This is a genomic window from Chitinophaga sp. YR573, from assembly GCF_900110995.1.
Classification (GTDB): Bacteria; Bacteroidota; Bacteroidia; order Chitinophagales; family Chitinophagaceae; genus Chitinophaga.
The window spans coordinates 1982897-2008812 of sequence record NZ_FOJF01000001.1 but is presented as its reverse complement, the minus strand read 5'-3'; the positions used below and the strand labels follow the sequence as shown (position 1 = coordinate 2008812).

The following is a 25916-nucleotide window of genomic DNA, read 5'->3' as shown; positions in this document are numbered from 1 at the left end:
GAATTACTCTAAAGTTGGCATAGGTTATGAACACCTGCGAGTTCTTTAACTTGCAGGTCTCTTTTTTTATATCACCTTCTCCATGCCCATACTTCTGGAGCCTTTAATCAAAATATAAGTATCTGTGAATTGTTGCTGCTTCAGCCATGCTGCTGTTTCTGCTGCGTTTTCAAGATAGAGGTAAGGATGAGTGATGTTATTGAAATCACCTCCTACCAATACTACTGCATGCCAGTGTGTACGTTGCAGCATATTTGTGAGTGCCTGGTGTTCTTTTACACTATCTTCTCCCAGTTCCATCATAGCGCCTAATAACAACACTTTTTTAGCGGCTTTGATACCTGCAAAGTTTTCTATGGCAGCTTTCATGCTGGATGGATTAGCGTTGTAAGCATCCATGATGATAGTATTACTATCCTGTTTAATTACCTGTGAACGGTTGTTGGACGGCGTATATGCTTCGATGGATTTGCGGATGTTATTATCGGGTACCTTGAAATATTTTCCTACTGCTACTGCGGCCATTACGTTAGGGAAATTATACGCACCTACCAGCTGCGTGGATATCGTTCCTATACCTGTTACATTCACGCTCAGGAGTGCGGAATCTGCGAGAGGTTCTCCTGTGTAATCAGCGGTTTTTTCTCCGTAGGTAATCACTTGATTTATTCCTTTGCTCATCTCCTGCAAATAGGAATATTCATTGTATAAAAATACTGTTCCACCATTGTCACGAAGGAAATCGTAGAGCTCTCCTTTGGCCCTGCGTACGCCTTCTTCACTGCCAAAACCTTCCAGGTGTGCTTTACCAATGTTGGTGATGATACCGTGTGTGGGCAAGGCTATCTTACAGTATGCAGCTATTTCATGTTCATGATTGGCACCCATTTCTATTACTGCCATTTCCGCATCTGCCGGAATGCGCAGGATGGTTAAGGGAACACCTATGTGGTTATTCAGATTACCAGCTGTAGCAGTCGTTCTGAAGGTAGAAGATAATACTGCGCTAACCAGTTCTTTAGTAGTTGTTTTTCCGTTGGTTCCGGTGATGGCCAGAAAGGGGATCTTTAGTTCCTGCCTGTGCCGCAATGCCAGTAACTGCAAGGTTTCCAGCACATCTGTGGTGAGCATCATTTTATCCGGCTGTGTAAAATATTCAGCTTCATCTATTACTGCAAAAGCGGCTCCTTTTTCCAGGGCAGCAGCAGCATAAGTGTTGCCGTTGAAGTTGGGTCCTTTGAGGGCAAAGAACAGATCTCCTGTTTTTAACTGACGGGTATCTGTCTGAATAGATGTATGTTTTTTATAAATATCGTACAGCTGATCTATGTTCATAGAAACAAAAGTATCAAATTCCGGGAGTTGAACAAGTGTATATAACAGAGAATTGCTAAAATCAAAATATTATTTATTTACTATATACTTTAAATTTACGCTAAGCGTTCTTATCAGAATCAAAATAACCATATTTATTAAACCTATGGGTTCATGTAACCCGTGCCAACTAAAAGACGAGACCTATGAAAACTTTACTGTTACCCACACTGCTATGCCTGCTGGCGTACGGTTGTACTGCAGAACATGCCCCTGCTCCAGACCCGGGAATTACTGTCACCGCCTGTGACACTGCTGTTATTACTTCTTCTTATGTACTTACTGTTGTTGCTACTAACTGTACCAACAGATGCCATAAAGGGACCGGTTCTACGGCATCTACCAACTTTACTACTTATGATGGGCTCAAGTCTTACATCGTTGCCAACGAGGCTATTTTCCGTGAGCGTGTTACCAGCGCAGAAGCGGATATGCCGCCAGGCTCATCTCCTAAACTGGCACAGTCAACACGCGATTCCATCAATTGCTGGATCTCTCATGGCATGCCTCAATAACCATTAAAATCAGACACATGAAACGTATTACTACATTGTTTGCTGGTCTGTTCCTGACCTTATCCTGTTTTGCGCAGGATATCTATTCATGCAAAAACACTACACTTTCTTTCTTCTCTGCTACTCCGATGGAGGATATTGATGCTATTACTTCCAAAGGCGTTTCTGCTATCAATGTGAAAACAGGCGCTGTTTATTTTAAGGTGGCCGTGAACACTTTCAAGTTTAAGAAATCACTGATGGAGGAACACTTTAATGAAAACTACCTGGAAAGTGATAAATACCCGAATGCAGAGTTCAAAGGAAAGATCACCGACAACATCGACCTGCATAAAGATGGTACCTATAACGTAACTGTAGAAGGTACTTTAAACATGCATGGTGTAGACAAACTATACCGCGAGAAGGCCACTATTACTGTACTTGGTGGAAAACCTGCTGCGGAAACAAAGTTCAATGTTCACCTGGCGGACCATAAAATCAAGATCCCTACCCTGGTGGTGAAGAACATCGCGGAAACAGTGGAAGTAACCGTAAAAGCTAACTATAACTGACAAACACTATGAAATATATATTCCTGTTATTATTGGGTTGCAGTCTGGATTGTTATGCGCAGGACGATCTGTCGAAGATGTTCGGCAATGATTCTGTGAAAACGCATGAACCGGTTATTGCGACTTATAAATCAACCCGTATTATCCAGGGGCATTCTCCGGAGACGTTAAAAAAGCGTGAGCTGGACTTTAGAGTAGCTCACCATTTCGGTGATCTGGGAGGAGAATATGGTGGCGCCAAGACTTTCTTCGGAATGGATAATTCCAGTGATGTACGCATTGCTTTTGAATATGGTATTACGGATCGCCTGATGGTGGGAATAGGCCGTACCAAAGGCTCCGGCAGTCTTACACAGCTATATGAAGGACTGGCAAAGTACCGGTTATTAAGACAAACGACAGATGATCATGTACCGGTTTCTGTGAGTTTGTTTGGTAATGCAGTAGCCAGTGCAATGACATCCAGTGTTACAAAATCTGATGCGAGTTACTTTGATAAATTCTCTGATCGTATGAGTTATACAGGGCAGGTGATCCTGGCGCGTAAGTTCAACAGGAACCTGTCTTTAACACTGACTCCTACATTGGTACACCGTAACAGGGTGGTTTATATGGATGTGAATGATCTGTTTGCACTGGGTGCAGGCGGTCGGTTTAAGTTCTCCAAAAGACTGGGGCTGCTGGTAGAATATTTCTATCCTTTCCGTAGCCAGGAGAGCAAGGATTATTTTGCAGCGCGTGGTCAGAAGTTCTATAATCCCCTGGCTGTGGGGTTGGAGATTGAAACAGGTGGTCACGTTTTCCATGTCAATTTTACCAATTCTACTGCTATACTGGAGAATCAGTTTATTCCTGAAACGACCACTACCTGGCAACAGGGGCAGTTCCGCTGGGGATTTAACATCTCCCGCCGGTTTTCACTTTGATAGTAACTCATGAATTTATGATTGCGAATGATTATTTCGGTACAGATTATGATACTGCTGTCCATATGATCATTCGCAATTACTATTTTTGATGTATAATTCTCAATCTTTGGAGGCCGTAACATGTCATATAAAAGAGAGGTCAGTCCTGGCACGTATAGCAGCGGCGCGGATGAAAAGTCCGCAGATTGCTATGGTAATAGGCAAAACCATTCACCTGCATGGGGTGAACAGGAAGGAATTCCTGCAAGACCTGAGCTGGGTGCGCCATGAGGTATGTCATGTGGTGCAATACCAGGAGCTGGGGTTGGTTCCTTTTTTATGGCATTATCTGTGGGAGTGTAAAAGGGTAGGATACTATCAGAACCGTTTTGAGGTAGCAGCCCGGGCAGCGGAAAGAGATCCGGGCATCCTACGAAGCGTTTCTATTATTTAATGCAATGATTATCAGTAGATTGTATAAATCTAAAAGAAAAGTTAAAGTCTGGAGTAACATATAAATAGTAGTACTACTGGATTTATTTTGCTTATTTTTACGAAAAGCGAGGTGTTCTATGGTAAAGAAAGTAACAGACGGAATCACCATCAGTGTGGAAACATTTTATCAGCCGGATTATTCCAATCCGATTGGTAGTGAGTTCATGTTCGCCTATCGGATCACCATAGAAAATAATAATACTTTTCCCATCAAATTGCTGCGCCGCCACTGGTATATAATTGACTCTAACGGTACTCACCGTGAAGTGGAAGGAGAAGGCGTAGTAGGGGTACAACCATTACTGGCTCCTACTGAAAGTTATCAGTATGTTTCAGGATCTAATCTGCGTACAGAAATTGGTAAGATGTATGGTACTTACCAGATGGAAAATCAGCTGAACAAGAAACAGTTTGAAGTGAAGATCCCTGAGTTTCAGATGATTGTGCCTTTTAAGCTAAATTGATTTATCCCCCCTTTGTGTAATCTTGTGTGATAGAATAACCCGTTTTAATTCATGAATCCATGTGTAGGCTTTTCCTCTTTTGCCTGATGGTAACTGCTGTGTCATGTACCCATCAGAAGGTATTACCCTTACCTGCTGCTGATCCTGATAATGGCGGACTGATTCTCCCTGGAAATTTTGAGGCTGTTGTAGTTGCGGAAGGCGTTGGCCGGGCCAGACACCTGACCGTAAATGACAATGGCGATATCTATGTGAAGCTTACCTATAATGATATTATGGACGGGCGTGGAGGCACGGTAGCCCTGCGTGATAATGATAATGACGGGAAGGCAGATGTGATTGCTTATTTCGGGGATTATAAAGATGAAGGCGGACAGCCTGCCGGCATTGCTATTCATGATGGATACCTGTATACTTCTACTGTTAAATATGTGCTGCGAAATAAGCTGAAAGCCGGGCAGTTAGTGCCTGACAGCAAAACGGAAATCATTCTTACCGATGAGGATAAGGACTTGTTCCGGCACTGGCATTCTGCCAAACCACTTTGTTTTGATAACGACGGACATATGTATGTGCCTTTTGGGGCGCCTACGGATGCTGCACAGGATATAAAGTCTGCCGGTCCGGCGGGGATGCCTGGTGGTAAGGGTTTAGACCCTGCTCCTGATCTGGAATGGCATGCGGGTATCTGGCAGTTTTCTGCTGATAAAGCAGGGCAAACGCAGAAAGATGGGGTTAAATATGCTACTGGGATACGTAGTGCGCTGGGGCTTGCCTGGAGCCCGCTGGATAATACATTGTATAGTGTGGTGAATGGGATGGATAATTTTCATACCCGTTATCCGGGGGTATTTACTGCCTGGCAGGCGGCTGTATTGCCTGCGGAGACATTTGTAAAAGTAAAGGAGCATGCTGATTTTGGCTGGCCTTATGCTTATTACGATCAGATGCAGGGGAAGAATGTTTTACAACCCGGGTATGGGGGAGATGGGAAGATCGTTGGCCGGGCCAGTAAATTTGATACACCCCTGATAGGTTTTCCCGGGCATTGGGCACCGATGGACCTGTTGTTTTATCAGGGTAATCAATTCCCTGAGCGGTATAAAAAGGGTGCTTTCATTGCGTTTCATGGGTCTACGGACCGTTCTCCTTATCCACAGGCAGGTTATATCGTTTGTTTTGTTCCGTTTGAAAACGGGGCTCCTACAGGGAAATGGGAAGTATTTGCAGATGGGTTTACAGGAGTGGATACGGTGATGAATACCAGTGATGCGGTGTACAGACCTATGGGACTGGCTACTGGTCCTGATGGCTCTTTGTATATCTCAGAATCCAATAAAGGAAAGATATGGAGAGTGATGTATAAAGGCACGGGTAAATTTGGTGAAGCCCAGTTATCCAAAATGGAAGAACGTAAATCAAGGTCTTATATAAAAACACCGGATGAAGTAAAGGATAATATGGGGAAAGGTGGAGAGATGGCCGGAATGATTCTCTTCAATTCTTATTGCAGCAGTTGCCATCAGCGGAATGGGATGGGTGATAATAACCGGTATCCGCCATTGGCTAATTCTGAATTTGTAACAGGAGATAAAGACCGGTTGATTAAGATCATCCTGAATGGTTTACAGGGAGAGATTACAGTAGATAACAAGAAATTTAATGGACAGATGCCAGCGCATGGCAGCTTCCTGGATGATCATGCAGTAGCGTCTATTGTTACTTTTATCAAGAGGAGATTTACTGAAGATGAGAAGTTTATACTTACTGAAGAAGAGGTAAAGAAATTAAGATAATCAGATATCTCCGGCAAGGCTCAGGTGCAGAATTGATTCTCCTACCACTAATATTACAGAGAGGGTGAGGAAGATCCATAAAGATCTTTTGAGATGCCTGGCGTTGCTTTTTAATATGCCGAGAATGAGCCTTATGGTTACCAGACCGGCTACGATAGCAACCAGCAGATTATAGATGGAGAATGAGATTTTACTTACGTGATAATAGTTATAGAGATTACCGTAGAAATTATTCAGTCCGAAGATGGTGGAAATGAATGTCCATCCATAGATAAAGCAAAGGACAAAGCCCAGTGGTATAATGATTAAGGCTAAGGAACGCTGAAAAGGTTTTAAAACTGGCTTCATTAATAATTACTTCGGTCTGTATTTGGATTGTGAGAAGATCTGCATAGCATCTTTATTATCCATCAGCTGTTGCAAAGTTACATTCGAATGCTCTTTCATATACTGTTTCACGATCTGCCATCCCACAAAAGAACCTATCCTGCCAGGAGAACCTTCCGGCATACCCTGAGTAGACGGACCATCATTCATAAAATGCATATTACTTTGCCAGTCGGATTTATACAACAGGTTTTGCTGTACAAAGAACTGCCAGATCATCTGCTCACTTTCATTACAAAAATCCATCTGGTCTTTTGTATATCCGAGACGGATACTGTCCGGTACATCAGGCAGTACCTGTTCCAGGAAGTACTGGTGTTTACCGGCATTTACCAGCTGTACGATGAGTTTATCGCTTGGATCTGCACCAGGGTACATCTGCTGGGAGAGCACCTGGATACAGTTGGTAGTAATATATTCTTTGGAGAACTTGCGGATCATATAACCGGGATAGTCGGGTAACAGAGAATATACCGGGAAATCCTTGCCTAAGTACATATCGAGGCCAACACCCAGGATGGAATCAACCGTTACTGCGCCATAATTGCTGATAACGGAACTGAAGGCCACTACCTGTGGTGCTTTGAAAGCCGGGAAATAGTATTTTATGTAACGGAAGCTCTGGGCAAGGTCTTTTTCCAGATCATCCAGTTTTGGAAATTGTGCGTTGATAGTATCCTGTAATACCCTGAAATCGCTGTTGCTGACAAGCCGGCGTGTTTGCAGTTGTATCAGCTGACTGCTGTCCGCATAAGGGCCGAAATTCATAACATGCTCTATATAAGCAGGTAAAAATGCAGGGTAAGCCGCATCCAGCTGTTGTAAGGCAGTTTGTATATGCGTAGTATCCAGTTTGTAGAGGTCCTGATCAAAACGTTTAATATGCACCTCCATCGCAATATGACTCACATCTGGCACGTTTTTGTGCGTACAGGCGCTGAAACACCACAGGAACAGGATAGGAATAAGCAGCTTACTGCCGTTTCCAAATAATTTATTAATGTAATTTCGCATACTTATTCTATAACTACTTATAGGTAAAAATATTATATATACTGTATTAAAAAAAAGATAAAATTTATCATGAGGAAGGGAATATTGATCATTATGCTGTTCAGCTTCGTTGCAACAGCACAGGCACAAAGGAATTTTATAAGGGAAAACAGGGTACGCCTTGGCTTTACATTGACACCCGCCGCTGTAGCCCTGAAACCCCAGGAATCCGGTGTGGAACGTAATTCGGGCCGCGCAGGGATTAGTTTTGGGATCATGGCGGACTTCCCGCTGGACCAGTCCGGGCTTTATAACATCGCTTCCGGCTTACAGATTACAACTGCCGGTAGTAAACTGAAATATGATGCGGGTATAGGACTGGATGATTACAAACAGAACCCGGCAGAATATAATCTGAAGCTCACTTATATAGAGATTCCCTTTGCTTTAAAATTAAGAACTGATTCCAGGGATGGAATTGGCTTCTGGGGACAGTTTGGTACTTACCTGGATTTCCCGGTGCGTGGCAGAGCGGACATTATCAGCCTGACTAACACCTATGATAAAGTGAATGTATTACGCGATATCAATCCTATCAATATGGGACTGCTGATAGGCGGCGGGATAGAGTATCCATTGGGAGACAGGTTAACAGGTGTAATAGGTTTAAACTACCAGAATGGCTTCGTGGATGTTACCCGGAATGCCAAATGGAATGATGGCAAGGTAAATATGAATAGCTTTGCACTGAAACTTGGACTCTTTTTTTAAAAATACCCGATAGATGAAAATTATACTGGCACAGCAGAACTATCATGTAGGCAATTTTGAGGCGAATACGAAGAAGATCCTTCAGGGGATAAAAGATGCAGCAGCGCAGGGAGCCGATCTGGTAGTGTTCTCCGAATTGTGCGTATGTGGTTATCCTCCCCGTGATTTCCTGGAATTTGAAGATTTTATACAGCAATGTTATGCTGCCATCGATACTATAAAAGCACATACTCATAATATCGCGGTACTGGTAGGCGGACCTGCCCGTAACCCGCAGCAGGAAGGAAAGGACCTGTTTAATGCTGCCTGGTTCCTGTATGAAGGGGAAGTAAAACAGGTGATCCATAAAACACTGCTGCCTACCTATGATGTGTTTGATGAATACCGCTACTTTGAACCGGCTTATGCCTGGAATGTGGTCCCTTTTAAAGGAAAGAAACTGGCAATAACCATCTGTGAGGATATCTGGAACCTGGGAGATAATCCCCTGTACCGGATTTGTCCGATGGATCAGCTGATAGAACAACAGCCGGATGTGATCATCAATATCTCCGCTTCTCCGTTTGATTATGATGCGCAGCAGAAACGTAAGGAGATCATCCGTGCGAATGTATTGAAGTATAAGATCCCGCTGTTTTATAGCTGTACCGTGGGTTCTCAGACGGAAGTTGTGTTTGACGGCGGTTCACTGATCGTTGACGCACAGGGAAATATTGTGAAAGAAATGCCTTATTTCGAAGAGGCAATGGATGGGGTGGTACTGGAAGATTTAAAAGCTTATGATGGTACAATCACCAGCAGTGATTATACGCCTATTACAGGATTACAACCCGAATATAATATAGATCGTATCTACAATGCGCTTGTGCTGGGGATTAAGGATTATTTCGGGAAGATGGGCTTTACGAAAGCTATTTTAGGTTCTTCCGGTGGTATTGACAGCGCAGTAACACTGGCCCTGGCCGTTGAAGCTTTGGGAAAAGATAATGTACGTGCAGTGCTGATGCCTTCACCTTATTCTACAGAGCATTCTGTAGATGATGCGGTGGCATTATCTAAAAAACTGCATAATCCTTATGATATCATCCGGATTAATGATATCTATGAGATGTTCCTGCAAACGCTGGACCCTTTCTTTATGGGATTGCCTTTTAATGTGGCGGAAGAGAATACGCAGTCGCGTATCCGTGGGAACCTGCTGATGGCATTGTCTAATAAGTTCGGGTATATCCTGCTGAATACATCCAATAAGAGTGAGTTATCTACCGGGTATGGTACGCTGTATGGTGATATGGCCGGTGGATTGTCTGTACTGGGAGATGTATACAAGATGCAGGTGTATGCGCTGGCAAGGTATATCAACAGAAATGAAGAGATCATTCCTGTGAATATTATTGAGAAGGCGCCTTCGGCGGAACTTCGTCCGGATCAGAAGGATAGTGATAGTTTGCCTGATTATGCTATTCTGGATACATTGTTATATCAGTATATAGAGCGTCGTCAGGGACCGCGTGAAATCATCGCCCAGGGCTTTGATGCTGCACTGGTAGCCCGTACGCTGAAGATGGTGAATAATAATGAGTACAAGCGTAATCAGTTCTGCCCTATTATCAGGGTATCTTCCAAAGCCTTTGGGGTAGGGAGAAGAGTACCTATAGTAGGAAAGTATTTAAGTTAGTTATATTTGCCAAAATTTAATCAATAGCTATACAATGTTACAAGTTCCGTTCATTCGTCAAAATAAGGCCCTGGTGCTGGAACGGCTCGCTTTGAAAAACTTCAAGGAGCTGGATCTGGTGGAAGAAATCCTGGTGCTGGACGACAAGCGCAAGAAGCTGACCCTGGAATACGATGAGACACAAGCCAAAATAAATTCAGCCTCCAAAGAGATTGGTAAGCTGATGGCACAAGGTCAGAAAGAAGAAGCGGAAGCCCGTAAATCGGAAGTAGCATCACTGAAAGAAAGACTGCAGCCTGCCAATGAAGAACTCATTGCTACAGAGAAAGCCCTGCACGATGTGCTGATCAAGCTGCCAAACCTGCCTGCTGCGGATGTACCGCCAGGTAAAACTCCGGAAGAAAATGTAGAGGTCCGTAAGGGTGGTACCGTACCTGTGTTATATGCAGGCGCTGTTCCTCACTGGGACCTTGCTAAGAAATACGACCTGATTGATTTTGAGCTGGGGAATAAGATCACCGGCGCTGGTTTCCCTGTTTACAAAAACAAGGGCGCCCGTTTACAACGTGCCATGATCCAGTATTTCCTCAATTTCAATATCGATAACGGGTATACGGAATTCCAGCCACCGCATATGGTGAATGCTGCTTCTGCCTATGGTACCGGTCAGTTACCGGATAAGGAAGGTCAGATGTATTTTGTAGGTGAGGATGAGTTATACCTGATCCCTACTGCGGAAGTACCACTGACAAACCTTTACAGGGATGAGATTCTGAAGGATACCGACCTGCCAGTAAAAATGACCGGCTATACACCTTGTTTCCGTCGTGAAGCAGGTTCTTATGGCGCACATGTACGTGGATTGAACCGCCTGCATCAGTTTGATAAAGTAGAACTGGTACAGATCGTACATCCGGATAAATCTTATGATGTACTGGAAGAAATGGTATTGCACGTAGAGAAGCTGGTACAGGCATTAGAACTGCCTTACCGTATCTTAAAACTGTGTGGTGGTGATATGGGTTTTGGCTCTGCACTTACTTATGATTTTGAAGTATACAGCACTGCTCAGCAGAGATGGCTGGAAGTAAGTTCCGTATCTAATGTGGAAACATTCCAGGCAAACCGTGCCAAGATCCGCTTTAAAGATGGTACCGGTAAACCACAGCTGGTACATACCTTAAATGGGAGTTCCCTGGCGTTACCGCGTATTCTTGCCTGTATCCTGGAGAATAACCAGGTAGAAGATGGTATTAAGATCCCTGCGGTATTGCAACCCTATTTTGGTAGCGATAAGATTGCATAATAATTTAAATAATTAATCAGGAGAGGGTGTGTCAGAAATTTGATACACCCTCTTTTTTTTGTAATTAACTTTACCGTATGCACCACTTTTTACCTAATGGACAGGGATTGGAGATTCGCAAGGCAACCGTTGAAGATGCACCGGCTATGCTTGCCTATTTCCGTCAGCTGACAAATGAAACGGATTTCCTGCTGTTTACACTGAGGGAAGCATCCGAACTATCCATAGAAAGTGAAAAGGATTTTATTCATTCTTTCAGGGATGATAAAAAGGATTTATTGCTGGTGGCAGTCAGTGCCGGTCAGCTGGTAGGGTCTATTACTATTAAACAACCTGATCTCTGGAAACAGGCTCACCTGGGGCAGCTGGGTATTGGCGTGCTGCATCCCTACTGGAATATGGGCATAGGCAGAAGGCTGGTGACTGCCGGGTTACGCTGGGCGGAGCAGCATAAAGACATGGAGATTGTTCATCTTAGTGTGTTTTCCAATAACGAAAGGGCTATTCAGTTATACCGTAACTTCGGTTTTATGGAATATGGCAGGATGCCACAGGGTGTGCGTCAGAAAGATGGCGCTTATGGAGATACGATACTGATGTGTAAAAGGATAAAGAACTTATAATGCAACGATACGACAGACAATTAAAACTGGAGGGCTTTGGCCCGGAGAAACAACAGCTGCTGCATAATGCAAAAGTATTGGTGATAGGTGCAGGGGGATTAGGTGTTCCCGTATTGCAATATCTTACCGCTATGGGTGTAGGTACACTGGGCATAGTAGAACATGATACGATCTCTGTTACCAACCTGCAACGCCAGGTGATCTATAATACAGAAGATACCGGCAAGCCTAAATTGCAGATGGCTGTCAAACGCCTGCAACAGTTAAACCCGGAGATCACTTTTATACCTCATGATACCTGGCTGACGCCTGATAATGCGCTGGCTATTATCAAAAATTATGATGTTGTTGTTGACTGCTCGGATAATTTTGGTACACGATACCTGGTGAATGATGCCTGTGTGATGCTGCAAAAACCTTTTGTGTACGGAGCTATTCATAAGTATGAAGGACAGGTGAGTGTGTTTAATTATAAAGGCAGCGCTACGTATCGCTGTTTGTTTCCGGAACAGCCGGAAGCCGGTGCTATGCTGAATTGCAGTGATATCGGTGTGTTAGGTATTCTGCCGGGGATTATAGGCAGTTACCAGGCGAATGAAACCGTAAAGATTATCTGTGGGATAGGAGAAGTACTGAAAGATCAGTTGCTGACGATTGATACATTGTATAATACGCATCATGTGTTTCAGGTGAAAGCTGTTGCGGGTAATCATGATATTAAAAGTCTGCAGGCGGATTATGAACAGCCTTGTGATACTGGTGGAGTGAAAAATCTTTCAGTGAAACAGTTGCAGCAGTGGCTGGAAGAGGGCCGTGATATTCAGTTGATAGATGTACGGGAAGCTCATGAATGGGAGATCTGTCATCTGCCGCAGGCAATGCATATCCCGATGCGGATGGTTGGACAGGTAGCTTCACAGTTTGATAAAGAAAAGCCGTTAGTATTGCTTTGTCATCATGGAATGAGAAGCAGGATGATAGCGAATCAGTTGTATGCGGGGGGCTTTGCTCCGGTGTATAATGTGGAAGGTGGGATTCATGCGTGGGCGAATGAAATAGATCCTGAAATGAATATGTATTAACATGTCAGTAGAGCTTTGCATTTTATTTTTCATCATCGCATTGTTATATGCTTCTGCCGGATTTGGCGGAGGTTCCAGTTATCTTGCTTTAATGGCATTGGCGAATGTAGATTTTCATCTGATGAAATCTACTGCATTACTTTGCAATATTGTAGTAGTTGCCGGTGGGGTATATCATTTCTATCGTGCAGGGCATTTACCTATGAAAAAGGCCTGGCAGATAAGTTTAGCGAGTATACCGATGGCATTTATCGGCGGGTATCTTCCTCTAAAACAAAAGACGTTTTTTTTATTGTTAGGGATTGCGCTTACAGTAGCTGCGCTGCTGATGTGTTATCGTTTATTTGCAGAGAAGAATTATGTGCCGGATGAAGATAAAAAGGGGAATCTGAAATATGGTATTATCGGTGCTTTTATTGGCTTCCTTTCCGGTATGACCGGGATAGGTGGAGGTATTTATTTATCGCCTATTTTACGTTTGGGGAGATATGATACGGCGAAGAATATCGCGGGGTTATGCAGCTTTTTTATCCTTGTAAATTCTATCAGCGGATTATTAGGCCAGGCAGCAAAAAACCAGCTAACGCTTGATTGGCATTTTGCTGGTCCTTTGTTGTTATCCGTTATTGTTGGCGGTCAGATAGGTGCGAGATTATCCGCAGCTGTACTGAAGCCCCGTATCGTTGAAGGGGCTACCGCTTTATTGATATTGTACGCGGGCGTTCACATGTTTTTTCAGTGATGGCTTTTGTTTTTTCTTCCTGCCCAGCCATATCATCAATCCTGTTATTGGTAATGAGGCGGCTACCCATGCACAAATTAATGCGAGTATTTTTGTAGGCCATCCGTAGATACTTCCTGTATGTATGGGATAGAATAATCTTCTTGCTTTCATGCCCTTACTTTCTTTTGCATAAAGACGTTCCTGCACCAGCTCTCCTGTTCCTTTCTGGAAATACATAAAGTCTACTACGTTACTGATAGAGGCAGTGGTATTGACTTTTGAAACAGCTACGGCAAGACTGTCATTCTCTGCAAAGCGGATCATGATGGTACCGGGATGCGTTAATTTCTCATTGGTGGTGTTCAGCATTTTATCCAGGTAAGCAATGTGAGTACCTTTTACCGGCTGGCTTTCAGGTACTTTCATTTTGGTAGATTTTGTATTTCCATCCAGTGCATAGAAAACAAGATTGTTCACCCATTTATAACTCCACACTAATCCTGTTAAGGAAATCATCAACACGAAAATATTGATATAAAAACCGAAGATAGCGTGAAGGTCCCAGTTGAGACGTTTAAAAGAAGCATTCCATTTTACGCTGAAGCGTTGTTTACGATTGTTTCTTTTAGGCCACCAGAGAACGAGTCCGGTAATGATGAGGATGGTAAAGATACTGCATGAAATGCCGGTGATGATTTTACCGGTATCACCCATGCAGAGGTAACGATGTAAACGGAGTACTACTGCAAAGAAGCGGCCTTTTTCATCTACGGCTTTTATGATCTGTCCGGTATAAGGATTAACAGCTATCAGCATTACTTTACCATTGCCTTTACCTGCTTTTCCTTTTCTTTGAGAGAAGAGTACGGTACGGTTGGCTTCAGGCTCTACAATAATGTAGTTTGCTTTGAAATCCGGGTAGGCTTGCTGTACTTTCTCTGCCAGGATATCTGTAGATATTTTTTCTGCCTGTTGTGGCACCTGTACATAATAAAGAGAAGGCTGGAAAATATGTTCCAGCTCGTCCTCAAATACCAGCAGACTGCCACTCAAAGCCACGATCAATACTATTAATCCTGAGCCGATGCCCAGCCATAGATGTAACCATCCGATAATCTTCTTCATCATTAAAAAGTATAAGTAAGGGTAGTCTGCCAGCTCCTCGGTGCGCCGGGAAAAAGGCGAAGATAATCATATCCTCCCACCCAGTATATTTTGTCAGTAATGTTATTGAAATTAAACTGTATACGTACTTTGTTCCATTTGTAATAAAGTGCAGCATTCAGTAATGTATATCCCGGAAGGTGCTGAACTTTGTTGAGAGAAACGTTTCTTTCTGTAACGAAGTTGGCCCCTATACCTGCACCTAATCCTTTTACAACTCCATTAGCTATGGTATATTTTGTCCAGATATTTCCCTGATGTTTAGGGGCATTTGGTTTCTGTACACCTACCAGGTCTGCATCTGTTTTACCGGATTGGGTAATGGTAGCGTCGTTGTAGGCGTAGGACATGATCATGTTCCAGTTATCGGTGATTTGTCCGGCCACATCGAATTCTACTCCTTTGGCAGTTTCCTGTCCGATCTGTACCATCAGGTCTGGTTGTTCTGTATTATCCGCGCTATATAAACTGTTCTTTTGAATAATGCGGTATACAGAAGCGTTGGCTGTTAAACGGCCATTGAACCATTCTGTTTTAAGACCACCTTCAATGAGTTCACTTTGCAAGGGATCAAATGGTCCGCCGGAAAGCGGGTTTGACTGAGTAGCTGCATCCTGTGGATTGTAACCTTTTGTATAGATACCGTAGAGGTTAATGTTTTTAGTGAGGCTGTATACTAAACCAATACGTGGTAAAAGCGCATGTTGTCTCACCTTTTTAACGGTGTCTGTTTTGTAATTGGCCCTGTCTGTATAGGTTTCGTAGCGCAGACCTACCAGTAACTGTAAGTTGCCCAGCTTCAGCTGATCCTGTAAATATAATCCGCCCAGACTTGCGTAGGTTGGTTTGGTTGCTGAGTTAGCGGTGTTGTAAATGTATTGGCTCATGTCTTCTTCTTTGTTATCGTTTTTGGTGAGATCGAAAGAAGAGACATTTGGTTTAGGGATGCTGATGGTTTGTCCGTTTGGCAGTGTGTAATCGTAGAACACGTAGTTAGCTGCTTTCGCGGGATTATATGCTGCAGTGCCTCCGCTTTTTAACAGGTAATTGTTGGCCGTTAACTGGTAAGAGCCAGGAGGAACCATTGTTTGTGAGTAGTCGTAGCCAAGTAATAGTTTGTGTCCTACTTTACCGGTGTTGGCATCGTAGGTGAAATAAGCAGAAGCGTTGTCGCTGTGCTGGTTTAATTCACGTCTGAATACCTGCCGGGCCACGAGATTGTTGATGACTTTACCCGCAGAATCCGGTGCGTATGAGTTAGAGCTGCGGTGTTCCAATAAGTTCTGATCGTATCCGGTACGCAGGTAGGCGACGTTGAATGCCAGTTTGTTGTTGAACTGGTGTGTGAGTGAAGCCATTGCGGTGTAGGTAGCTTCATTGAGGTAATCGTTTTTAGCATTCAGCGACTGAGAGATAGGTGTAGAGTAGAGATCTTGTCCGTTGAAGATGGATTGTCCTCTGTCTAACCTGCTTCTTGACCTGTTGTATACGAAGTCTATGTTTATCCTTGTCCTGTCTGTTGGCAGGAAGGAGAGGGATGGCGCTATGACGATGTTTTTATCAAATTGCAGGGTGCGGAAAGACTTAGCGTCTTCGTAACCCAGGTTTAAGCGATAGAGGACCGTTTTTTTGTGATTGAGAGGGCCGGTAATATCTGCCAATGCACGTACTGTGTTAAAGCTGCCGGCTGTGATACTTACTGATTGTCTGTTCTGGTCTAAAGGCTTTTTGGTAACACGGTTTACAGTACCTCCGGGAGAGGCGTTGCCGAATAATGCAGAGGCAGGGCCTTTGATCACTTCCACTCTTTCCAGGTAGTTTACCATCGGTTGTTTCCAGAAGCCGGTGAAGGTGCGCATACCATTCATCAGTTGGGTGGTGGAACCGCCGTTGATACGGAATCCGCGAATGGTGAGGTCATCATAGAAGGTGAACTGGTTTACACCGCTGATGTTTTTAACGACGTCTCCCATTCTTACTGCTGCCTGGTCCTGCATCAGTTCTTTGGTTACATAAGAGATGGATTGCGGAACGTCTTTTAATGCGGTAGCTGTTTTACTGCCGATGAAGGAGTTAGTGTTTTTATAGCCTAATTCTTTTCTACCGGTGATTTCTACTGTTTGCAGTTGTTCTGTGGAAGGGAGTAGCAGGATGTCTACATGATTTCCACTGGTGACTGTTTTTTTGATGGTTTCGAAACCTGTATTGGAGAATTGTAATGTATATTTTCCTGCTGGTAAGTTGGTAAAGCTGAAATGACCTTTTTCGTCTGTGATTGTGTTCAGGGATTTACCGGTGATGGTGATACTTACTTTTTCCAGCGGTTTATTGTTGATGTCTCTTACGACACCGGTGATATTAGTTTGCGCATAAGCTGCGACGGAGAGGAAAATTAATAAAATGGTAGACTTAATTGCATTGAACATAGGTTGCTGACATATTTAATGCAAAGGACGACCCTGAAGGAGAGAAGCCTCACTCGAATCGGGAAAAATTATGATCGAAAGCGGAAAATGGTTGTTATAACAGACTAATGAGTGTAGCCAAAGTGCGCGGTTAACAGGAAGGAGACAGGACGGAGAGAGGAAGGAGAGTGGGATTAGCCTCCTATCATGGACATACTATCCCAGTGTTTGCTTCCTTTTTCGGCTTCGAAGCCATCGGCAGCCCGGGTGTTTAACGTGTATTGGATTTCCTGCATGAGCTGGTCACTGCTGGCCCCGCTTCTGATCAGGTCCCTGACGTTCAATACATCGTGGCCGTAGAGGCAGGTTTTGAAGCCGCCGGTAGGGGTGATACGGATGCGGTTACAACTGCCACAGAAGGTGCGGCTGTAGGCGGCGATAACGCCGATTTTGCCTTTGTGGCCGGGGATATGATAGTTTAGAGAGGTGGAATGAGGGGCATCCTTGAGTTTTTGCAGTTCGTATTCGCCACTCAGGGTATCCAGTATCCGCTGGTAATGCCATTGCTGGCCCGAAAAGGCGTGTCCCTGCCCGTTAAAAGGCATTTCCTCAATGAACCTTACAGTGATAGGTTTGGTGGCTGTTAAGGCCGCAAAATCAAGTAATTCATCAGTATTTACGCCACCCATTACGACCATGTTCAGTTTTACGTTCATGTCATGTTCGAGCAGGTTGTCCAGGGTGTGCATGACGGCGGGGAACTGATCACGGTGGGTGATTTGTTTGAATTTATCCCTTTGTAGGGTATCCAGGCTTAAATTGATATTCCTGATACCCAGTGCCTTGAGCTGGGGGATGAAGGGCCCGGTCAGCACCCCGTTGGTGGTGATGGATATTTCAGGGAAGATGGCTGATAGTTTGCTGAGCAGTTGCATCAGGTCTTTCCTGAGGAAAGGTTCTCCACCAGTGATACGGACTTTGCTGACGCCCGCGGCGGCCAGTGGCTGCATCACAGCGATGATCTCTTCGTAAGTGAGGATTTCACGCCGTTGCAGGAACTGCATGTTTTCCGGCATGCAGTAGGTGCAGCGCAGGTTACAGCGGTCTGTTACAGCGAGTCTTACGTAATTGATAATGCGGTTATGAGCGTCTTTGAGCATTAACAGCTTTTTGTAGGATTGTCAAATGCCATGCTTTCATCTTCATTTCTCTCTGTCAGACATTTAAAATCTTTTTCCACGAGAATTTGTAATGTAGAATTATCCGGGTTGGGTAATTCCATTGAAAATCCTACCTGTTCGGTGAGCATCCAGGTTTTTAGCTGTTGAGCAGGGACGTAAAGCGTAGTGGTCGTTTGTTCCAGTTTGATACACGGTTCGCCGGCGGTGATAGTGAAATGAAGGGCTGCGGGGCCTATGGTCGTAGTTTCACTTACCTGCTGTTCTACCTGCAGGATTTCTATATCTTTTTTGTCTAATCTGTAGCGGATGCTATTGCCCCGGATCCTTATTTTCATCTTATGCTAATTATCTCGTAGTTAAAATTACTACTTTAGCTACATTATGCGTGTATTGTTATTTGGTATTGCAAAGGATATTGCCGGTGCGCCGTTCATTACGGCGGAAGGGGTGAGTACGGTGGCAGAGTTAAAATCCTGGTTGTATGGGCAGTATCCGGCTTTGCGACAGTTGCGGTCATTGATGGTGGCAGTGAATAAGGTGTATGCGGGGGATGCTGAAATGTTAAATGCAGCCGATGAAATAGCGGTTATTCCTCCTGTTAGTGGTGGATGATAAGGGTAGGGATTCAGTCTCCGGCAAGAGCCTAAACTCTCCTGTAAACTCTTTATAACTGAGAATAGACTAGTATATAACCCCTATATAAGGCGTATCTATATAAGTACGGCTTATATACGGGTTATATACCCTAATGCACAGAATCTCAGTAGGTTAACACTACCTATTAATATTTCGATGCTTTTTTGATGCTGATTATCAATATATTAAAATATAAGGAGAATTATTATAACAGAAAAATGCAGGTACTTTTACAGATAAATACTAATATTTCTGTTCAGCAGGCGCTGGATTTTGTGCAGACTCCTGACTGTGGAGGCGTAGCTGTGTTTGTTGGAAATGTACGGAATGTTACGAAAGGAAAGGCCGTGACAAAGTTGTTTTTTGAATGTTATGAGCCGATGGCTTTGTTAGAAATGGAGAAGATCGCACAGCATGTGATTGATCAGATGGGGGTAAAGAAGCTGGCTATTCTGCATATTGTGGGGGAGAAATTCCCGGGGGATACTGTTGTTGTGATTGCAGCGGCAGCACCGCATAGAGCTGCTGCTTTTGCAGCTTGTGAATATGCTATTGATACGTTGAAAGAAACGGTACCTATCTGGAAAAAAGAATATTTTGATGATGGAGCGGTTTGGGTTGCTGCGCATCCGTAAAATAAACTTAAGCTCAAAACCTTTCAAACTTATTTAGTGCAATTTCTCTTTTGCTTCCTGCATTTCTTCGGGAGTGTTTGCATTAAACTGCTCTGCGGCAAAAGGGTTCTCTATCACTTTTATATTTCCCTGTAATAAAGCTTTGCGAGGGCAGTTCTTACCTGATCCAAAACTTTGTTTTAGCAGCGCTAAGCCAGAAGGTTCCCAGATAGCTATCAGGGGTTCGGGTAACTGGTTAAAAGGACTGATAAATGCAGTAGCATCTTTTTCCGGTTGACGGGAATGCACCAGTAAACTCAGGCTTTGTAAACTGATTAAAGGGAGATCACAGGCCAGTACTAAAAAGGCACTCTCAGGGAACAGCGCATGTGCGCTAAGAAGGCCCACGGCTGGGCCACCACCGTCTATGCTGTCTGTAATAACAGGGATGTTATCAGTGAAGGCCGGTTGCTGATCAGCCCTGCAGGAAAGGTATACGTCAGGGACTAATGCCTGTAGCAAGGTATACAGGTATTGCCACTGGGGCATCCCGTGATAGGCAATATTGCTTTTATCCTGTTGCATCCGGGTGCTGTGTCCACCACAAAGTATGAGTCCTTTCATATTAAAATTCAATGTCATTCAGTTAAACTCCGTTAGGCGTGACGTGTTTGTAGTAAACATTAATATTCTCTTAATTGACTCCATAGGAGTCTCCTAAAGTGCAAATAAGAAGGGGACTCCTACGGAGTCTGTGTTTTGTTGTTTAACTCATTTGCTACAAACACGGGGCTCCTAACGGAGCCTATCATGTTATTCTACAAAATGTCGCCTGACTAAACGACATGGTATTGAAATTTCTTTTTCCTGTAGTGCCTCAGTTTGATTACATAATCTTCGCGCCAGATGTTGTTGACCAATAAATACACCTTATCTGACGTGAATATTAGGTGAAGTTAAATTGAAAAATAGATCCTGAACCCATATTCCAAAGCTAAATCAGAGAGCTAAACAGTCAGATGCAGTGTATTTATTGGTCAACAACATCTGCCAATCTACACTGTCATAACATTCAAACTGAGGCACTACCCTTTTTCCAATCAGAGAGATTAAAAATCTCTTTTACCACCTGTCTTACTAATCAGTTTTGTTTCTCTTATTACCATCCCATGTGTAAATGCTTTACACATATCATAAATGGTGAGCGCGGCTATACTGGCGCCTGTCAGGGCTTCCATCTCCACACCGGTTTTGCCGGTCGTCTTCACAGTGCAGCGTACTACTGCTTCCTCACCTTCCAGATGTATATCTACCTGGCAGCCATTCAGCAGCAAGGTATGGCATAGCGGAATCAGGTCCGGTGTTTTTTTCGCAGCCATAATACCTGCTAAGATAGCTGTCTGAAATACAGCACCTTTAGCGGTATGGATATCTGTTCCACTGAATTGCGCTCTTATTATTTCGGGAAGGAATACCCTGCTTTCCGCTACAGCTTCACGATTGGTATCCGTTTTACCACTAACATCCACCATTGCAGGTTGATCTGCAGCATTTAGATGTGAAAATCCCTGTTCATTGATCATAATAGGATAAATTTACAAAGTATCAAATTTAAAACAATGCTATTAGATGTTATTGCTGCTTCTGCTGCTGTAATGGGGACGGTCCGCGATTTCGGAATGGAACAGATACCCTTTACTGCCGCAACAGGACGGGTGTTACGGGAGCCGGTCCTGGCCGACCGTGACTTTCCTCCATACAACCGCGTAACAATGGATGGCATTGCACTGGATTATGAAACATATGCCAAAGGACAAACCGTTTTTGGTGTAGAAGACCTGCAGGCCGCAGGTATGCCCCGTATGCAATTGTCCAATACAGCTAACTGTATGGAAGTAATGACCGGCGCCATCCTGCCGGAAATGACCGATACCGTTATCCCATATGAACATCTGAGAGCCACAGAGCATGAAGGGTTCAAACGCTTTACTATCACTGCCGCTGTAGAACAGGGGCAATACATTCATACCCAGGGCGCAGATGCACTGGCAGGACAAATCCTGATGCCGGCAGGTACGTTGTTATCTCCCGCAGAGATAGGCGTACTGGCCTCTGTAGGCAAAACAACGGTGCAGGTAAGCAAGCTCCCCAAAGTAGCTATCATTGCCACCGGAGATGAACTGATTCCCGTAGATGGCACACCAGACGAACACCAGGTAAGAACATCCAATTCTTACGGACTGGCAGCCGCCTTACTGGAACTGGGGATCATCTCCACCTGTCATCATGTGAATGATAATGAAGCCGCTATTGCTGCGCTGTTCAGCTCCCTGATGGATGCTGATGTATGGATCTGTACAGGGGCCGTGTCTGCCGGGAAATATGATTACCTGCCGCTGGTGCTGGAACAAATGGGTATGACCACCATCTTTCATAAAGTGCAGCAAAAGCCTGGTAAACCTTTCTTATTTGGCCAGTTTGGAGCTGGTGATACAGAAGATATCCCGCTGATGGGAATAAATGATACGGACAATATTCCCTTAAGTGAAACCGGCCCTGTAGTATTTGCATTGCCCGGCAATCCGGTATCCGGTTTCATGTGTTGTTACCGTTATATTTTACCCTGGTTACGTGCCAGTTTACAATACGAAGCGCCACCAGTACCTTATGCGGTACTTGGCACAGATGTGACCTTTACACCAGCACTCACTTATTTTTTACCGGTACGCCTGCACCCTGTTTCCGGAGGAGAACTCATTGCTTTACCACCGCCATACCATGGCTCCGGAGATCTTGCAGCACTGTTACAGGCTGATGGTTTTTTAGAGTTGGCACCTGATAAAGATTTCTTTGAGAAAGGCAGCAGTTATCCCGTTTGGAAGTTCAGGTAATTTATGGAATACTATTTGGAGTTAAACCTTCCCGTTTAACAACTGTCAAAAATAAAACCCTTTTGCTTATGCCCCCAATCTCCGGAAAGTTACAAATGCAACACCTGGCCTGGAGGGCCGGCTTTGGAGAAAGTCTTCCTGTTATAGAAGAGTGGTCGCATAAAAAGCGTAAACAGGTCGTAGATAAAGTGCTGATCGGCAGAGAGAAAGATCAATTAACACCATTGACGCTGGCCAATCCTCCGGAAGTATCTGACACGCCTAAAAGTCAGATGACAAAAGATGAGAAGAAGGAAAAGAGGCAGATGGAAATGCAGGGGATCAGAGATCTGAATATTGCCTGGATCAATACAATGGTGAACAGCGAACATCCGCTGCGTGAAAAGATGGCGCTTTTCTGGCATGGACATTTTGCCTCACGTTCCAACAGAGCAATTTTTAGTGAGCAGTTACTGACCATCATCCGCACAAATGCATTGGGGAATTTTGGAGATCTGCTGACAGGCGTTTCCAAATCATCGGCCATGCTGGAATACCTCAACAATAAACAAAACCGTAAAGCTCATCCTAATGAAAACTTTGCCCGTGAAGTGATGGAATTATTCACACTGGGCAGAGGCAATTATACAGAAACTGATGTGAAAGAATCTGCCCGGGCCTTTACCGGATGGAATTATGACGCAGATGGTAATTTCGTATTTCAGGAAAAAGCGCATGATACCGGAGATAAAACTTTCTTAGGAAAAACAGGAGATTTTAACGGGGATGATGTGCTGAAAATATTACTGGAAAATAAACAGACAGCTAAATTCATCACGACTAAAATTTATAAATTCTTTGTAGATGATATACCTGATGATGCAAAAATAAATGCACTGGCAGATAAGTTTTATGCATCCAATTATGATATCAAAGAATTGATGCGTACCATTTTTATGGCCGACTGGTTTTATGATGCCCGTTATATTGGCGGACATATAAAATCACCCATTGAATTGATTGTTGGATTACGCAGAACAATACCTGTTACATTTGAGAAAGAAGAAGTGATGCTGTCTTTTCAACAGATATTAGGGCAAACCCTTTTTTACCCGCCAAACGTTGCCGGGTGGCCCGGTGGACGTAACTGGATAGATAGTTCCAGCCTGATGTATCGTCTGCAATTACCGCAGATGATTTTGTATGATAAAGAGTCTGATATCAAACCCAAAGAAATCATTCCTGAAATGGGTATGATGCAGTATACACCACCGGCAAATACAGCGTTCAAAAAGCAGCTGAATAAAAAGATCAAAACAAATGTTAACTGGCAGCCTTATTTCAAAGAATACGAAAAAGTATCCCGTGAAAATCTGGCCGCTACTATCACCGATACTTTGTTGCTGACGAATAAGAGTGTGAACAAAGCATTACTGGATAGTTATGCGGATGCCACATCCCGCGAGAGTTATATTAAATCAGTCACCATTGCCATAATGAGTACACCTGAATATCAGTTGTGCTAAAAATTGCAGATCATGTTAATCATCAACAGAAGACGTTTTTTACAGGTAGGCTCACTGGCTTCGGCTTCTATGTTCATGCCCAAATTTCTGAAAGCGCTGGAGAAAGATAAAATGGTGCCTCCCGGTAATAAAGTACTGGTAGTGATACAGCTTTCCGGTGGGAATGATGGCCTAAACACGGTGATCCCTTATCGCAATGATATCTATTTTAAGTCAAGGCCAACGATAGGTATTAAACGTGAGGATGCATTGTCACTGACAGATGAAACAGGGTTACATCCTGCACTGGTGGGCATGAAATCTTTGTATGATAACGGGTCTATAGGCATCTTACAGAATGTAGGATATCCTAATCCCGACAGATCACATTTCCGCTCTATGGATATATGGCAGACGGGCAGTACTTCTTCAGAAGCCTGGAGCAATGGCTGGATAGGCCGTTACCTGGATGCACAATGTAAAGGTTGTGATAAACCGGTACAGGCACTGGAGATTGATGATACACTGAGTCTTGCCCTGAAAGGGGAACTGGAAAAGGGACTGGCTTTCAAAGATCCTAACCGCCTGAGCGGAGGGAATGAACGTTTTATGAACGACCTCTTACATCAGCATCCTTCCGGTGGAGGAGATACACATCATAATGTGGATTATCTCTATAAGACAATGGGCTCTACGCTTTCTTCTGCTTCTTATCTGAAAGATCAGTTTAAGATGTACAAGACAAAAGAAGAGTATCCTAATACTAATCTGGGAGCCAGTATGCGTACTATCGCCCGTTTAATCATGTCTGATATCAGTACAAAAGTGTATTATGTTTCTCATGGTACTTTTGATACGCATGTGAATCAGCTGAATTCTCAGAATACCTTGTTTAAACAACTGGATGATGCAGTAACTTCTTTCACAAAAGATCTGCAGGCTAATAACCGTTTCCAGGATGTGGTAGTGATGACTTTTTCAGAATTTGGACGCAGGGTGGAACAGAATGCCAGCAATGGTACGGATCATGGTACAGCCAATAATATGTTTATCATCGGCGGCGACCTGAAAGAAAAAGGATTACTGAATGATGGTCCCAATCTTGAGCAATTACAGGATGGGGACCTGCAATATAAAGTTGATTTTAAAAGTGTGTATGCCACTATGCTGAATAAGTGGCTGGGAGCAGATGATAAGGCTATCCTTAAACATGATTACCCGTTGCTTTCATTCGTTTAGTTCCTTGTTACAATAGTTCTGAATGACCCGTGTGTAAGGGTTTTGAGTGCGATCGTGCCACTTGTATCTGCCAGTAAACCGGAGAAGTCTCCTTCTATTAAACTATCCTGTACTTCAGTGATGTTTAATGCCATATAACCGTTGTTATTATCTGCCAGTACGGTATATACGCTGTCGCTGAATGTAATGGACATCCCATTTCCCTGTTGGGTAGAGAGATAACTTCCTTTTTTAAACGGATCAGTTTCTGATATCAGGCTGAAGTTAATTGTTTCATCACTGTTGCCAATACCTGTGATTTTCAGGGTAGGGAAGTCGTTGTTAGGATCGGTATCTGTGAGGTTGGCAGGCGTTAATACCGCGGTAGGATTTTCTGCCAGGATCACAAGGCCATCCAGTTGAAGGGAGACGAATTTTCTTTTTGTCTCATTGTTGTCTTTACTGCAGGCGCTGATCAGACATAATAAAGAGGCGAGGACAAAACACTGGCGCATGGGTTTTTTATTTTAAACGCAATTATAAGCCGTTAATTGTAATTATCTGTTAAAAAATAGTTGATCTTCAATCATATAGGAAAAAATAAACATAAAAAAGCCCGGTAGTTTTTGGCTACCGGGCTTTTTAAATAGTAT

Annotated in this window: 27 protein-coding genes; 17 read left to right on the top strand and 10 right to left on the bottom strand. The window is 43.6% G+C overall.

The window, feature by feature from the left end; genetic code table 11:
- Positions 1-66: 66 nt before the first annotated feature.
- The gene (locus BMW86_RS08450; RefSeq protein ID WP_089780830.1) at positions 67-1335 is read right to left on the bottom strand and encodes a UDP-N-acetylmuramoyl-tripeptide--D-alanyl-D-alanine ligase; all 1269 of its coding nucleotides are present in this window, start codon (positions 1333-1335) and stop codon (positions 67-69) included.
- A 185-nt stretch (positions 1336-1520) separates the two neighbouring features.
- On the opposite strand from BMW86_RS08450, the gene BMW86_RS08445 reads away from it, so the two are divergent.
- From BMW86_RS08445 to BMW86_RS08420, 6 genes are all read left to right on the top strand, one after another.
- The gene (locus BMW86_RS08445; RefSeq protein ID WP_089780828.1) at positions 1521-1889 is read left to right on the top strand and encodes a hypothetical protein; all 369 of its coding nucleotides are present in this window, start codon (positions 1521-1523) and stop codon (positions 1887-1889) included.
- 17 nt (positions 1890-1906) lie between these two features.
- A complete protein-coding gene (locus BMW86_RS08440) occupies positions 1907-2443 on the top strand; it encodes a YceI family protein (protein WP_089780826.1) in 537 nt (178 codons plus the stop codon).
- An 8-nt stretch (positions 2444-2451) separates the two neighbouring features.
- Positions 2452-3369: a DUF5777 family beta-barrel protein gene (locus BMW86_RS08435; protein WP_089780824.1), complete on the top strand. Its 918-nt coding sequence runs from the start codon at positions 2452-2454 to the stop codon at positions 3367-3369.
- Positions 3370-3478: 109 nt separating this feature from the next.
- A complete protein-coding gene (locus BMW86_RS08430; RefSeq protein WP_089783603.1) occupies positions 3479-3805 on the top strand; it encodes a DUF4157 domain-containing protein in 327 nt (108 codons plus the stop codon).
- A gap of 118 nt (positions 3806-3923) precedes the next feature.
- On the top strand, positions 3924-4310 hold the full coding sequence (gene apaG / locus BMW86_RS08425) for a Co2+/Mg2+ efflux protein ApaG (RefSeq protein WP_089780822.1): 387 nt from the start codon (positions 3924-3926) through the stop codon (positions 4308-4310).
- A 59-nt stretch (positions 4311-4369) separates the two neighbouring features.
- Positions 4370-6106, top strand: a complete 1737-nt coding sequence (locus BMW86_RS08420; protein ID WP_089780820.1) for a PQQ-dependent sugar dehydrogenase — start codon at positions 4370-4372, stop codon at positions 6104-6106.
- Here the strand turns inward: BMW86_RS08420 and BMW86_RS08415 are convergent, their stop codons facing one another.
- Both BMW86_RS08415 and BMW86_RS08410 read right to left on the bottom strand, forming a co-directional pair.
- Positions 6107-6454: a hypothetical protein gene (locus BMW86_RS08415; RefSeq protein ID WP_089780818.1), complete on the bottom strand. Its 348-nt coding sequence runs from the start codon at positions 6452-6454 to the stop codon at positions 6107-6109. It lies immediately after the preceding gene.
- 6 nt (positions 6455-6460) lie between these two features.
- On the bottom strand, positions 6461-7507 hold the full coding sequence (locus BMW86_RS08410; RefSeq protein ID WP_089780816.1) for a gliding motility lipoprotein GldB: 1047 nt from the start codon (positions 7505-7507) through the stop codon (positions 6461-6463).
- A gap of 69 nt (positions 7508-7576) precedes the next feature.
- Between BMW86_RS08410 and BMW86_RS08405 the strand changes: the two genes are divergently transcribed.
- From BMW86_RS08405 to BMW86_RS08380, 6 genes are all read left to right on the top strand, one after another.
- Positions 7577-8257: a porin family protein gene (locus tag BMW86_RS08405; RefSeq protein WP_089780814.1), complete on the top strand. Its 681-nt coding sequence runs from the start codon at positions 7577-7579 to the stop codon at positions 8255-8257.
- Between the two features lie 13 nt (positions 8258-8270).
- The gene (locus tag BMW86_RS08400) at positions 8271-9935 is read left to right on the top strand and encodes an NAD+ synthase (protein WP_089780812.1); all 1665 of its coding nucleotides are present in this window, start codon (positions 8271-8273) and stop codon (positions 9933-9935) included.
- Between the two features lie 34 nt (positions 9936-9969).
- Entirely contained in the window at positions 9970-11241 is a 1272-nt protein-coding gene (gene serS, locus BMW86_RS08395) for a serine--tRNA ligase (RefSeq protein WP_089780810.1), read from the top strand.
- A 77-nt stretch (positions 11242-11318) separates the two neighbouring features.
- Positions 11319-11864 (top strand): GNAT family N-acetyltransferase, encoded by a 546-nt coding sequence (locus BMW86_RS08390; protein WP_089780808.1) that lies wholly within the window; start codon positions 11319-11321, stop codon positions 11862-11864.
- On the top strand, positions 11864-12946 hold the full coding sequence (locus BMW86_RS08385; protein ID WP_255372875.1) for a ThiF family adenylyltransferase: 1083 nt from the start codon (positions 11864-11866) through the stop codon (positions 12944-12946). Before BMW86_RS08390 ends, BMW86_RS08385 begins: the two co-directional genes overlap by 1 nt.
- Before the next feature lies 1 nt (position 12947).
- Positions 12948-13688 (top strand): sulfite exporter TauE/SafE family protein, encoded by a 741-nt coding sequence (locus BMW86_RS08380; RefSeq protein ID WP_089780805.1) that lies wholly within the window; start codon positions 12948-12950, stop codon positions 13686-13688.
- Here the strand turns inward: BMW86_RS08380 and BMW86_RS08375 are convergent.
- The 4 genes from BMW86_RS08375 to BMW86_RS08360 form a co-directional block, all read right to left on the bottom strand.
- Positions 13647-14798, bottom strand: coding sequence for a PepSY-associated TM helix domain-containing protein (locus BMW86_RS08375; RefSeq protein ID WP_255372874.1), 1152 nt, complete (start codon positions 14796-14798; stop codon positions 13647-13649). The genes BMW86_RS08380 and BMW86_RS08375 overlap by 42 nt on opposite strands.
- Positions 14798-17260: a TonB-dependent receptor gene (locus BMW86_RS08370; RefSeq protein WP_089780803.1), complete on the bottom strand. Its 2463-nt coding sequence runs from the start codon at positions 17258-17260 to the stop codon at positions 14798-14800. Before BMW86_RS08370 ends, BMW86_RS08375 begins: the two co-directional genes overlap by 1 nt.
- A 173-nt stretch (positions 17261-17433) precedes the next feature.
- The gene (moaA, locus tag BMW86_RS08365; protein WP_089780801.1) at positions 17434-18399 is read right to left on the bottom strand and encodes a GTP 3',8-cyclase MoaA; all 966 of its coding nucleotides are present in this window, start codon (positions 18397-18399) and stop codon (positions 17434-17436) included.
- A complete protein-coding gene (locus tag BMW86_RS08360) occupies positions 18399-18755 on the bottom strand; it encodes a DUF7009 family protein (protein WP_089780799.1) in 357 nt (118 codons plus the stop codon). Before BMW86_RS08360 ends, moaA begins: the two co-directional genes overlap by 1 nt.
- A gap of 46 nt (positions 18756-18801) precedes the next feature.
- On the opposite strand from BMW86_RS08360, the gene BMW86_RS08355 reads away from it, so the two are divergent.
- Positions 18802-19032 (top strand): MoaD/ThiS family protein, encoded by a 231-nt coding sequence (locus BMW86_RS08355; protein ID WP_089780797.1) that lies wholly within the window; start codon positions 18802-18804, stop codon positions 19030-19032.
- A 242-nt stretch (positions 19033-19274) separates the two neighbouring features.
- A complete protein-coding gene (locus tag BMW86_RS08350) occupies positions 19275-19691 on the top strand; it encodes a molybdopterin synthase catalytic subunit (RefSeq protein WP_089783601.1) in 417 nt (138 codons plus the stop codon).
- A gap of 33 nt (positions 19692-19724) precedes the next feature.
- Here BMW86_RS08350 and BMW86_RS08345 read toward each other — a convergent pair whose 3' ends face one another.
- Together BMW86_RS08345 and moaC are read right to left on the bottom strand one after the other, a co-directional pair.
- Positions 19725-20294: a molybdenum cofactor guanylyltransferase gene (locus BMW86_RS08345; protein ID WP_255372873.1), complete on the bottom strand. Its 570-nt coding sequence runs from the start codon at positions 20292-20294 to the stop codon at positions 19725-19727.
- Positions 20295-20779: 485 nt separating this feature from the next.
- Positions 20780-21253, bottom strand: a complete 474-nt coding sequence (gene moaC, locus BMW86_RS08340) for a cyclic pyranopterin monophosphate synthase MoaC (RefSeq protein WP_089780795.1) — start codon at positions 21251-21253, stop codon at positions 20780-20782.
- 36 nt (positions 21254-21289) lie between these two features.
- Between moaC and BMW86_RS08335 the strand changes: the two genes are divergently transcribed.
- The 3 genes from BMW86_RS08335 (at position 21290) to BMW86_RS08325 (ending at position 25284) form a co-directional block, all read left to right on the top strand.
- Positions 21290-22561, top strand: a complete 1272-nt coding sequence (locus tag BMW86_RS08335) for a molybdopterin molybdotransferase MoeA (protein ID WP_089780793.1) — start codon at positions 21290-21292, stop codon at positions 22559-22561.
- Between the two features lie 68 nt (positions 22562-22629).
- The gene (locus BMW86_RS08330; RefSeq protein ID WP_255372872.1) at positions 22630-24066 is read left to right on the top strand and encodes a DUF1800 domain-containing protein; all 1437 of its coding nucleotides are present in this window, start codon (positions 22630-22632) and stop codon (positions 24064-24066) included.
- A 12-nt stretch (positions 24067-24078) separates the two neighbouring features.
- Positions 24079-25284: a DUF1501 domain-containing protein gene (locus tag BMW86_RS08325; protein ID WP_089780789.1), complete on the top strand. Its 1206-nt coding sequence runs from the start codon at positions 24079-24081 to the stop codon at positions 25282-25284.
- Here BMW86_RS08325 and BMW86_RS08320 read toward each other — a convergent pair.
- On the bottom strand, positions 25281-25778 hold the full coding sequence (locus BMW86_RS08320; protein ID WP_089780787.1) for a hypothetical protein: 498 nt from the start codon (positions 25776-25778) through the stop codon (positions 25281-25283). The genes BMW86_RS08325 and BMW86_RS08320 overlap by 4 nt on opposite strands.
- Positions 25779-25916: the final 138 nt, after the last annotated feature.